Source organism: Paenibacillus sp. FSL P4-0113, from assembly GCF_038009305.1.
GTDB lineage: Bacteria > Bacillota > Bacilli > Paenibacillales > Paenibacillaceae > Paenibacillus > Paenibacillus polymyxa_D.
Genome location: NZ_JBBPAZ010000001.1, coordinates 5,068,642 through 5,080,439, shown reverse-complemented (window position 1 = coordinate 5,080,439; position 11,798 = coordinate 5,068,642). Strand labels below are relative to the sequence as shown.

The following is an 11,798-nucleotide window of genomic DNA, read 5'->3' as shown; positions in this document are numbered from 1 at the left end:
GGCTTTACCAGCCTCCTCTACCATCTCTACAATAGAACAGGATATACAAGCGATGCACATCTTAGACTGCGAATGAACAAAAGACGGATACGGGCGGCAGCAGAGCATTTTTACACTCTAGACCGTCTGCATCCGTCTATAAAATTTTATTTACCCGATTGATCCTGTATAGAAGCGGCAATTTGTATCATTTCGCTCACAGGCAGGTCAGCACTGGTGATTCTGAACTCGATTCCGTCATTCATCCAGGTCATCGTCTGCTGTTCGCTTCCGGTTAGCACGGCGAAGCTTCCTCCTATATCAACCAGTTCGCCTGCGGCCAGTGCGACCGCCCGATCTTTTGGACGTGCCTCCACAATGGTATAATTATATGTTCCACTATACCGTAGCATCACGGCATGTGTACCATTATCCTCCAGCTCCGGCGTATCCTTGATCTGTACTCCGGCTGGCGTGTAGGACGGTTCGATCAAGCCGAACTCACCCATCACAGCTTCTGCCGCATCTGTTCCCGCTGACGTTCCGTTTGCAGCATCCGATGTGCCCGGGGTTTGTTGCTGCCTCTCTGCGTTGGCTGCTTTGTCCGGTTTGGACGTATCGTTTGTGGCAGTACCGTCCACCTTGGCTTGCCCTGACGGTTGCTGGACTGCATCCCCTGCGGTCCCCTGCTCTTGTCCGGGTTCGCCAGTCGTCACGCCAGTCGTCCCATCCATCGCACCGGAAGGATCAAGCTGACCACTGGGATCTACTGCTCCGGAAGATGGCGCCCCTGCGCTACCTGTACTCGTCTTACCTGAAGCCATATTCCGCTCCATATCAAAAGAGTCCTTGTCAAACTTCGTATCAAAAGCAAATTGATCGAATTTCAGATCAACAACTACCTTGGCATTCGCATCAGACACCTGTACCTGAGTGGGTGCATAGTCATTTTTGGACAGCCATATCTTTTGTCTCACCAGCGCATGGCTGTTGTAATTCGCTGCCACATCAAACACATAGGATTTATCGTCGGTAGCCAACTGACGGGAGGCATCGCCGATAATGCTGCGAACCAACGTTTCATATAAATATACTTGACCCTGATTGTTTGGCCAGTCGCTTTTGAAACGGAAGCTTTTGTTCAGGCTGGGTGTTAGTACAAATACACCCTCATCATTACGAAGCACAATTTGCGTAACATCCTTTTTCTCGTTCGTCATGGCAATTCGGTAATAGGACGGCTTGCGGTAGGAAATATCCACCTTGTATTCCTGCGGCGTGTCGCCGGTATGCAGCGTCATCAAAGCTGTACCGTGGTAGCTGTTCAGGTCGCTCACCACGTCACTCAAATCTTTAACCACATCGTCCGCGCTCTTCTTGCCGCACCCGGCCAGCAGCAGCGTTACACACATGACCATGGCGAGCATCCATGAAATCCGGCGCATGTCATCAACCCCTTCAGCACATGTTTTAAATGAATTAGTACATGTCTATGAAGGACTTGTTCGATTTATGCAGACTGGCATGACAAGCTTGAACGTATCCTTACGTAATGCTATAAAATCTTTTGGAGAGTGATCATAAATTCATACAGAAAATAAATCGAAAAACCGATCAAAACCACGCCTGCACCGATCGTAACCCACTTGATAGCGGTTCGATTCATGGCTTTCCGTGTTGTGGCTACGAGGGTCATCAAGCCTAAATCATGGATAAGAATACCAAACAAAATACCTAAGCCAACAATCAAGAATTGACTTGTATTTGACCGATCAAATGAACTTGCCAGCACAGTTCCAAAAACACTCACCCAGAACACTAAATTTCCTGGTGAAACAGCTACAAGCAGCCCATTTTTATAGGAAGAAAATAATGATTTCGTCTTTTTCTCTCCTTCTAGCGCAATATCATGATCTGCATTTTTAATGCTGTCGTACCCCACGTAGCACAAAAAAAGGGCTCCAACGAACCACATAATCACTTGTACCACAGGTAATGACAAGACTGAGGCCAGACCAAAATACAAGCCAGTAATTAATAACAAATCGATGGTCATCCCCCCAAGGCCCACAATCCAACCATGCATGAATCCATTCTTTAGCCCTTGCTTCGTCATTTCAACCGTAATTGTACCTACAGGTAGTGCTATAGAGAAACCTAGTAAAACATATGTAATAAACAATGCCATTTCAAAACCCCTTTCAAATGTATAAAAATGCTATTCTATACCATAAAAAATGACAAATCAATAAAATTTGAAGAATGAAATGAGCTAAGAACACATGAGACTTATTTTGTACAAAATCGGATTCATTGACCAAGTTTGTCCATTGAGTATTGAGGGTTCAGCGCTTATCATAGCTTTTGTGATAATAATTCTCATTTGCAAAATTCTGAATCATTCTATTATACGGAGGTTGCTATGACCAACAAGAGCTCGACAATCAACAAAAAATCTACTCGACCATACACTGCTCTCATCTGCCTATTCTTTCTTATGGGGGCATTGCTGCTGGGATGCGGCGCATCTGACAATCAGAGTGCAAGCAGCAACACGACAGCATCTACAAAAACATCGGAAGCTGCCACAACTCGTGAATACACAGACTATAAGGGACATACAGTGAATATTCCCACGACTCCTCGGCGCATTGCTTACTTTGGAGAAAACTATGGGGATTTATTGGTTTTAGGCGTACAAGCTGTAGGTACATCAACTTCTATGATTGAAGGCAAGGTTTACGAAAAGCAGGTTCAGAACGTGGCTGATCTGGGGTTCCCGATTAATTTGGAAAAAGCCTTGGAACTACAGCCTGACCTGATCATTACCGCCGATACAGATGAAAAGCAATACGCAGCGTTAACAAAAATTGCACCTACAATTATGTTCGATACCTTTGCTCCGTTAAACGAACGTTTGCTGCATCTCGGAGACATTGTGAACAAGAAAAAGGACGCTGAAGATTGGCTTGCCCAATATAAAATAAAGGAAGCGGAGATGTGGACCAAACTTCACGCAGAAGGTGTTAAGGCGGGGGAAACTGCTTCAGTCTTTACCTACTATCCAGGTGACCGTTTATTCGCAATGGGACGGACAGGACTGTCACAATTACTGTATGAAAAGAATGGTTTCAAACCTACCCCTCCTATCCAGAAAGCACTGGATGAAGACAAAGGATTTGTACAAATATCTCAGGAAGTGATCGGACAATACGCTGGAGATCGGATTTTCATACTAAGAACACCAAGTTCAGAAGCCGAACAATCCACCGAACAGTTAATGAAAAGCAAGCTGTGGCTCCAGCTCCCTGCTGTCAAACAGGGTCGTGTGTACACTCAGGATATTGGCAAAACTGAAAGTGATGCTTCCACTCGAGAATGGCTGCTGAAGGAATTGCCCAAGCTCATCAGATAAAATTGGAGAAGCTTATCGACACTTGTTGATAGGCTTCTTTTTTGTTGAACCTAAAGGAGGTATACTCATATATACATGATAACCATTCTCAATAAAAGGAGCAATACTGTGAACCAGTCTTCGTCGTCCGTATATCCTCCTCCGTTCAGCTCACTGCTTTTTCATTTTAAAGAAATTGCGTTGATTGGTGAGCCTACCGATGAATTATTATCACGTCCCAGTTCATATCACTGTCTTCTTATGTTCATCAGTGGGACAGGGATGGTGGACATTGGCCCAGAGCAGTATCTATTCCATACAGGTCATGGGTATTGGCTAGCTCCAGGTGAATCCTATCAAATCGCTCCCCTGAATGGAACTGTACCTGAATACTACAAAATCACGTTTGAGGTCATCGCTTTGACGTCGGAACCACAAGCGGACATGGCCTTGGCTGAACACGCAGCGCGCATGCCGTCCATATATCATGGAGCTGTCCTGCCGGAACCGCGCGAATACATCGTCTCCTCTTCTTCCTCCAAACTTATTCAGTTGATTGAAGAGTTATTTTATAGTACCCAACAAACGGTACAGCCGCATAACCAAACATCCGTATTACGGCAGCAAATCATGTTTCAAGAGTTGTTTTTGCTGTGGCAGGAAGATCACACCGATATTGATCAAAACAATACCTCTAATCCGGCATTGCCAGCATCGGTAGAAGGCACTCTCTCATATATGGAAAACAACTATGAAAAGCCCATTACCGTCAAGCAGCTTGCCGAGCAGGCGAACGTTTCCATATGGCAATACTCGCAAATGTTTCGTAAAATTACAGGCAAAAAGCCGCTGCATTACCTCACTGAGCTGCGCTTGAATCATGCCAAGCGGCTGCTGCTGGATTGCAAACGGCCTTTACGTGAAATAGCCCGTCAGGTTGGTTTCTCTGACGAATATTATTTTAATCGACGGTTTAGGCAAATGACCGGGATTCCCCCTGGCAAGTACGCACTTTCTGTCTCCGGTTCTGTGCGCGTCAAGGATTGGACGGGTCACCATATTCATATTCCACGCCGAGCAAGCCGCATCATCTATCATGGAGAAACGATGGGCGATCTATTGGCATTAGGGACCAAAGCCATCGGTGGAAGTCTGCAACTCAGTGAATACAGCGTCTATAAACATCGTCTTGTGAATGTCGCCGATGTGGGCCTTCCACTGGATACCCGCTTGACCAGCGCTCTTGATCCTGATCTAATTATCATCGCCAATTCGGATGAACAGGAATATGAGCGCATTGCCAGCATCGCCCCCACCGTCACCTTCAACTCCTTCGCCACGCTGGAGGAACGGATGCGTACACTTGGCGCCTGGCTCGGTAAGGAGCGGGAGGCCGAACGCTGGTTGTCTACCTTCAAAGCCCGTAATCTGGCAATGTGGCAGCAGCTCGGTACGCAAATCACAGCCGGAGAAACGGCCTCCGTCTTCATCTTCGATCATGGTGATCGGCTCTTTGTCATGGGTATGTCCGGATTCTCATCGGCCCTCTACCACCCCCAGGGCTTTCAGCCCGTTGAGCCGATCCAAAAGGTGCTCGACGAGGGACACGGCTTCGCGGAAATAGATCCGAACGAATTGCCTGATTACGCCGGGGACCGCATTTTTATGCTTGTCCCGACAGCCCCAGAATCCAAACGTACGCTGGAACGCATGATCAGCAGCCCTCTCTGGCGCAGCCTCCCTGCTGTACGTCAAGGTCGGGTATATTTCGTAGAAGCTGAACGCTGGAACTGGAGCGATGCCATAACCCGACAAAAGCTGCTTACTGCACTGCCCAAACTGCTTGGCACTTCATCCTGAGAAGCTGCCATTTTCTAAAGATACTACATTAGACCTTGAATGCTTCCATCTGCCTCCAGCGACATATGCTCAGCTGCTGGCGATTTGGGCAATCCTGGCATCGTCATAGTATTGCCTGTTTCCACGACCACAAAGCCTGCCCCTGCAGACAAAGCAACGCTGGACACGTGAATGGTAAAGCCTTCCGGTGCACCTAGCAGAGAAGGTTGATCTGAGAAAGAATACGGCGTTTTGGCCATGCATACAGGCAGTTGTCCAAAACCAAGCTGCTCCATACCGGCCAACACCCGTTTGGCCGCAGGAGTGTAAGCTACCTCTGCCGCACCGTAAATCTCCTTCGCAATAACACTAATTTTCGCTTGCAAATCAAGGGTATGCTCATACAATGGTGCAAAATGGGCTTTGTCCTCCTGGAGCAGGTTGAGCAGGCTTTGGGCCAGCTTTTCTCCCCCTTGGCTTCCCTGTGCCCACACCTGTGACAACTCTACGGGTACTCCCAGCTTGAGGCATTCCGAGAAAATCAGTTCCAGCTCGGCTTCGCTATCTGTTACAAAATGGTTGACCGCTACCAGTACTGGCACGCCAAACTTTTGCAAATTCCGTACATGCCGATTCATGTTGGCTAATCCAAGTTGCAATTGCTCCAGATTTTCTGCGTCCAGCTCATTTTTAGCTACACCGCCGTTATATTTCAGCGCTTTGGCGGTTACGACCAACAGAGCCGCATCTGGCTGCAAACCGGATTGACGGCACTTGATGTCAAAAAACTTTTCTGCCCCCAGCTCAGCCCCGAACCCAGCCTCCGTGACAACCACCTCTCCCAGCTTCAGGGCTAGCTTCGTACCGATCAAACTACTGCATCCATGCGCAATATTCGCAAAAGGTCCGCCGTGCACAATAACTGGAGTTCCCTCCAACGTCTGCACCAGATTGGGTTTCAATGCTTCCCGAAGCAGCACAGCCATACCTTCCACCGCATGTAGTTCCTCAGCTGTTACCGTTTCGCCATCTTCGTTATAACCAATCACCATCCGACCCAATCGCACTTTAAGATCGTCCATATCTTCACTTAAACATAATACGGCCATCACTTCTGAAGCCGAGGTAATCAGAAAACCACTTTCTCTCACTGCTCCATTACCTGACCCCAATCCGGTTACAATGTTTCGTAAACTCCGGTCGTTCATATCGACAGCGCGTTTCCACACAATCCGCTCGGGTTTCAACCGCAAAGCATTTCCATGAAATAAGTGGTTATCGATCATCGCTGCCAGCAAATTATGCGCTGCCGAAATCGCGTGAATATCACCTGTAAAATGGAGGTTAATGTCTTCTGCTGGAACAATCTGGGCTTGTCCTCCCCCAGTTGCTCCTCCTTTCATGCCGAAGCAAGGGCCAAGGGACGGCTCACGTAACGCAGCAACGGTTTTATGCCCCAGCGCATTCAGCGCCTGCGACAGTCCAATGGTGGTCAGCGTTTTGCCTTCTCCCGCTGGCGTGGGGTTCATCGCCGTAACCAGCACCAGCTTTCCATTCGGACGATCCTTTAACTGCTCCCACAGGGACGGGTTCAGCTTTGCTTTATATTTTCCATACGTCTCTAGATGTTCTTCTTCAATTCCTGCTTCTTTGGCTATATCAATAATCCTCTTCATCTTTCGTTATGTACCCCCCGTTTTATAAGTCTGACCGATGGTGTCAAACCCTGTATCGTTTTATTTTACCAAAGTGTGCCGCTTATTGCGCTATGATTCATTTCATCGCAAGCGTTGCTATCATGTGAGTTATAAAAAAAGAGCCTCCCCCGCCCGTATGGACTTTGGTGGATGCCCTTTTGATACGTCTCGTTTAACAAACAGCTCTCAAATTAACCTGCAAAGTTAGCAGCGTAATTTTCAGCAATAAATCCCTTAGAAATCAGGATAGATTGGGATTTCTTAGTAGCAGGGCCATAGCCTTGGGACAGCAGATCATTAATATGTAAGCGATTATAAATGAAGCAAAATACAAAATTGGACGCCCCACTCGTAAGGATCGATACCAGAAAAATAATAACAGCCCACTTCCAATCCCCTCTAAACAACGCAGGGAAAAAACCGAAAAAGAGCGTAGTCCATGAAAAACCTACTTTGCGTTCCTTGATCATTCCAGTTTTATTTCTTAATTTAATCTTCATTTACCCCTTACCTCTCTTTATATAGTCTTTTAGAACTATATTAGATTATATAGGACAGAGGGAATAAATGGAACTCATTTCGTAAAATCATAAATTTCTCAAATCCGCTCTAGTTTATAATGCTTTTCCAGCACTTCTTTAAAAACATCAACAGGGTACTTGTATTCAACAGTTTTGAAAACAATCCGGTTATTCCACTGGTTTTTTTCCAGCTCGCACCCATGCTCCATATCCAGTTCCTTCATAATAAATATAATCTCATCTAAGGTTACCAACACACTATGTCTATTCGTCGTAGTTGCCAGCATCTGCTCGCCTTCCTGTGTGTATGCCTTCACGATCTGCTCATCAAACCCTTCGCTGATCATTAATTCCTTCAAGGCTTGTATAAAAAGAGTCGGCAGGTTTTTGTACTGCGATTTTTTAATCCCAAACAGCGTGATGCTTAAGCGGGATATATCATGCATAAACACTATATTTTTTCTTCGATTCAGTAAAAATAAGCTGGCATGCCAACTATTTAAAGGCGGATAAATATCAACTTGAAGTGGTTCAGTCTCCCATTCCTTCAGCAGTTTTTGTGTTCCTCGTATGACAAACATCGTTGCTCTCCTTTATTGACGCTCCTGTACCGCAGCGTGATTCGACATACCTGATTTCTTGTATAAAGCATGTCACGTATATCATAACATCGTATTCCAAACACCGGATTATAAACTCTTTCAGTATAATAGAGGAAAGATATATTGCCAGACACAGCTGATTACGTAACTCCCTGGGACGATCCAGGGAGTTTCCATTTTTTCTTTGGATATTTTTTATGGAAATCCCCTCCACTGCTCTATATAATTCAGGTACAGTTCGTCACACGAGCTTAATCTAAAAATTAGGGGTGTTCCACACCTATGCCACAGCATATTTTACTTATTGAAGACGATCTATCCATTGCCGAAATGCTACTTAAAGCACTCACTAAGGAAGGATACAGCCTAACCACTGCCTATGACGGGGAAGAGGGGCTTCTTGCCTTTGAACGTCATACCTATGATCTGGTACTGGTGGATTTGATGATGCCGAAGGTGGACGGTATGGAGGTGATTCGACGAATTCGTACCCATAGCGCCGTCCCGATTCTGATTATGTCAGCCAAGGACAGCGACGTGGATAAAGCGCTTGGACTGGGCTTTGGGGCAGACGATTATATTGCCAAACCTTTTTCAATGCTGGAAATGACCGCTCGTATTCAGTCCGCGATCCGCAGATCTACTACATATGCCCGTCAGCAACAGCAGGAGGAACAGCCGCAAGCACAAGTTTTGACCTACGGCAGTCTGTGCATTGATTTTGATCATTTTACAGTCATACGCAATGAAAACGAAATTCAGCTAACAGCCAAAGAATCCGATATTTTGAAGCTGTTTGTAGCCAATCCAAACCGGGTATTTACAAAAGCACAATTATACGGATTTATTTGGAAGGACGATTATATGGGCGACGAGAACGTGATTAACGTCCATATTCGCCGCCTGCGTGAGAAAATTGAAGAAGATCCCTCTCATCCTGTCCACATTAAAACGCTATGGGGCATTGGCTACAAATGGGAGAATGGCTGATATGAACATCGAAAACATTTCTGAATGGATTGTCGGTCTCATCATGTCAGTCGTTATAGTATGGCTTTGGCGGGAGCGTATGGCCAATAAGCACAAAATAAGGGATATCCGAGCCCTACTAGAGCGAATAGTGACGGTGAATCATGCGGAAAAGCTGCTATATGTCACAGGTGACGTTGAACTGCAACGACTCATGACGGAAATTAATCGACTGCTGGACTTGAATCTCAGAGTGTCTGCAGATTACAACCGTAGCCAAATTGCTATGCGCAAAATGATTTCGAACATTTCACACGATCTCAAGACCCCGCTTACGGTTGTGCTTGGATATGCCGAGATGCTGGATGGCGATCTGACTATTTTGCCGGAAGAACGTATAAAGCTGCTATCCAAAATTCATCAAAAGACAAGCGAAGCGATTGAGTTGATCGGAAGCTTTTTTAATTTGGCGAAACTGGAAGCTAATGATACGGATATTCCGTTGACACGACTGGAAGTGGGAGAACTGTGCAGACGCAGCATTTTAGAGTTTTATGACCTGCTGACTGCACAGGGGTTTACTGTGCATATTGAGATCCCGGAGTACCCCATTCATGCCTTGGGGAACGAAGGAGCGATTGGGCGGGTGCTGAATAATCTGATCTCGAACGCCATTCGCTACGGGGCAGATGGACGGACGCTAGGCCTGACGCTGTCAGAACAGCAGGATACAGTGCGTATAGAGGTATGGGATCGTGGCAAAGGCATACAGGAATCTGAGCAAGATAAAGTTTTTGAACGTATGTACACACTGGAGGACTCCCGCAATAAGGCGGTACAAGGCAGCGGACTGGGCCTTACGATTGCCAAACGTCTGGTTGAAACGATGAACGGAGAAATTCAATTGACCAGTAGACCTTATGAGCGGACAGTCTTCTCTTTTACATTGAAGAAAATCAACTATTAATCGAACTCAACATACTCAACTTAATAAATTTGTAAGAATCACGAAAGAAAAATGAACATTTCGCCCTTTATCCTTGAATTATCAGCAGTATACGAAGGGAGAACACCCATGACTTACGTAATACGTACACATCAGTTGACCAAAGCCCTGAAGGGCAACGAAATTGTAGCAGGAGTCAGCATGAATGTGCGCAAGGGAGAAACCTATGGCTTTCTCGGCCCCAACGGGGCAGGCAAGACAACGATAATGAAAATGATTACGAATTTACTCAAGCCGACATCGGGTGAAATTGAATTATTCGGTGAAAAACTAACGCCAAAATCGTATCATCTGCTCGGACGGATGGGTTCGATTATTGAATACCCGATTTTTTATGACAGGCTGACGGCGCAGCAAAATCTGGAACTTCATTGTGAATACATGGGCTACTATAATAAGCAGGCTGTCCGAGATGCCCTAGAATTAGTGAACTTGCAGAATGCGGGTGACAAGTCGGTAAAAGACTTTTCACTGGGAATGAAACAGCGCCTCGGGATTGCCCGCGCTATTGCGACTAAGCCAGAGCTACTCATTTTGGATGAACCGATTAATGGTCTGGACCCAGTGGGAATCAAGGAAATCCGCCAATTATTCCACATGCTATGCAAGGAATATGGGATGACTCTGCTCGTGTCCAGTCATATTTTAGCGGAAATAGAGCAGATTGCGGATACGGTAGGCGTGATTAATCACGGAAGGCTGATTGAGGAAGTGTCGATGGAGCAGGTGCGGGAAACCAATACGGAATACATTGAATTTACGACCAACGATTGTAAAAAGGCGGCCTACGTCCTCTCCCATCATCTGAATCTGAATAATATAAGGGTGCTCAATGAACAGAGTATACGTATTTACGATTCAAATGTACCGCAGAAGCAAATTACGAAGACGCTCATTTTAAATGATATAGAAGTGGATTCCATTCATCAGAAAAGCAGTACGCTGGAAGACTACTTTTTGCGGCTGTTAAACGGAGGTGATCTTCATGCTTAAGTTGATGCAACTGGAGCTCAAAAAATTTCATCTGGCGGGTTATATCCGTTCAGCACTGATCGCCAATGCATGCATTCTTGGGCTGCTCTGTATCATCGCGCTGGACAGCCAAAGTACAGGAATACCCGAATTTACACAGTACACTCAGCTTCTCGATCTCATGGACATGCTGGTCAGAGCCACATTTATTGTGTTTGCCTCCGTTCTCCTGTGCCGCTTTATCGTAGGGGAATTTAAGTCCAAATCGATTACGATCCTGTTCATGTATCCGATTCACCGTCAGAAGCTGATGATCGCCAAGCTCTTGGTTGTGCTGCTGTTTACCTTCTTGTCTATTATTATTTCGGAAATAATCATTACGGCTGCTATTCATCTGCTCAACCAGTTTGTCTTGATTGTACCCGATAACCTTACTCTTTCGATACTGGGTCAACAATCAGCACGGACGCTGATCAATGCCGCTGCTGCCAGCTTTATGGGACTGGTTCCGCTGTATATGGGGATGCGAAGATACTCTGTACCTACTACCATTGTGACCTCAATCCTGATTGTAGCATTGCTTTTCTCTAATAATAACGGCGCTACACTTAGCTCCATAGCCCCCGTGCAAATAGGCTTCTCTATACTGGGAATGCTGGTGGCTTATGCGGCGATTCGACGCATTGAGTATAAGGATATTACTTCATAGTATGTAACTTAGTAAAACGCTTTCGAAAAATAGATGAAAATCATTGTTTGATATACACACATTTTTCACTGGACTTCATTCTAAAACAGGTATATCCTATAGGAGAAATT

General features: G+C 45.7%; 11 protein-coding genes. 6 read left to right on the top strand and 5 right to left on the bottom strand.

Going from position 1 to position 11,798, the window contains the following annotated elements:
• Nucleotides 1-146 precede the first annotated feature (146 nt).
• Both MKX46_RS22155 and MKX46_RS22150 read right to left on the bottom strand, forming a co-directional pair.
• A complete protein-coding gene (locus MKX46_RS22155; protein ID WP_341071797.1) occupies nucleotides 147-1,424 on the bottom strand; it encodes a DUF4367 domain-containing protein in 1,278 nt (425 codons plus the stop codon).
• A 110-nt stretch (nucleotides 1,425-1,534) separates the two neighbouring features.
• A complete protein-coding gene (locus MKX46_RS22150; protein WP_039269618.1) occupies nucleotides 1,535-2,167 on the bottom strand; it encodes a LysE family translocator in 633 nt (210 codons plus the stop codon).
• A 234-nt stretch (nucleotides 2,168-2,401) separates the two neighbouring features.
• On the opposite strand from MKX46_RS22150, the gene MKX46_RS22145 reads away from it, so the two are divergent.
• On the top strand, nucleotides 2,402-3,394 hold the full coding sequence (locus MKX46_RS22145; protein ID WP_340884705.1) for an ABC transporter substrate-binding protein: 993 nt from the start codon (nucleotides 2,402-2,404) through the stop codon (nucleotides 3,392-3,394).
• Nucleotides 3,395-3,502: 108 nt separating this feature from the next.
• On the top strand, nucleotides 3,503-5,233 hold the full coding sequence (locus MKX46_RS22140; protein WP_029516340.1) for an ABC transporter substrate-binding protein: 1,731 nt from the start codon (nucleotides 3,503-3,505) through the stop codon (nucleotides 5,231-5,233).
• Nucleotides 5,234-5,256: 23 nt separating this feature from the next.
• Here MKX46_RS22140 and MKX46_RS22135 read toward each other — a convergent pair whose 3' ends face one another.
• The 3 genes from MKX46_RS22135 to MKX46_RS22125 form a co-directional block, all read right to left on the bottom strand.
• A complete protein-coding gene (locus MKX46_RS22135; RefSeq protein WP_029516339.1) occupies nucleotides 5,257-6,888 on the bottom strand; it encodes a formate--tetrahydrofolate ligase in 1,632 nt (543 codons plus the stop codon).
• Between the two features lie 212 nt (nucleotides 6,889-7,100).
• Nucleotides 7,101-7,409, bottom strand: coding sequence for a hypothetical protein (locus MKX46_RS22130; protein WP_029516338.1), 309 nt, complete (start codon nucleotides 7,407-7,409; stop codon nucleotides 7,101-7,103).
• Between the two features lie 98 nt (nucleotides 7,410-7,507).
• Entirely contained in the window at nucleotides 7,508-8,011 is a 504-nt protein-coding gene (locus MKX46_RS22125) for a DUF6933 domain-containing protein (RefSeq protein ID WP_029516337.1), read from the bottom strand.
• 303 nt (nucleotides 8,012-8,314) lie between these two features.
• Between MKX46_RS22125 and MKX46_RS22120 the strand changes: the two genes are divergently transcribed.
• From MKX46_RS22120 to MKX46_RS22105, 4 genes are all read left to right on the top strand, one after another.
• A complete protein-coding gene (locus MKX46_RS22120) occupies nucleotides 8,315-9,022 on the top strand; it encodes a response regulator transcription factor (protein WP_029516330.1) in 708 nt (235 codons plus the stop codon).
• A gap of 1 nt (nucleotide 9,023) precedes the next feature.
• On the top strand, nucleotides 9,024-9,968 hold the full coding sequence (locus MKX46_RS22115; RefSeq protein WP_340931647.1) for a sensor histidine kinase: 945 nt from the start codon (nucleotides 9,024-9,026) through the stop codon (nucleotides 9,966-9,968).
• 108 nt (nucleotides 9,969-10,076) lie between these two features.
• The gene (locus MKX46_RS22110; protein WP_165144895.1) at nucleotides 10,077-11,000 is read left to right on the top strand and encodes an ABC transporter ATP-binding protein; all 924 of its coding nucleotides are present in this window, start codon (nucleotides 10,077-10,079) and stop codon (nucleotides 10,998-11,000) included.
• Nucleotides 10,993-11,688 (top strand): ABC transporter permease, encoded by a 696-nt coding sequence (locus MKX46_RS22105; protein ID WP_340931645.1) that lies wholly within the window; start codon nucleotides 10,993-10,995, stop codon nucleotides 11,686-11,688. The genes MKX46_RS22110 and MKX46_RS22105 overlap by 8 nt, the downstream gene beginning before the upstream one ends.
• The last annotated feature ends 110 nt before the right edge of the window (nucleotides 11,689-11,798 follow it).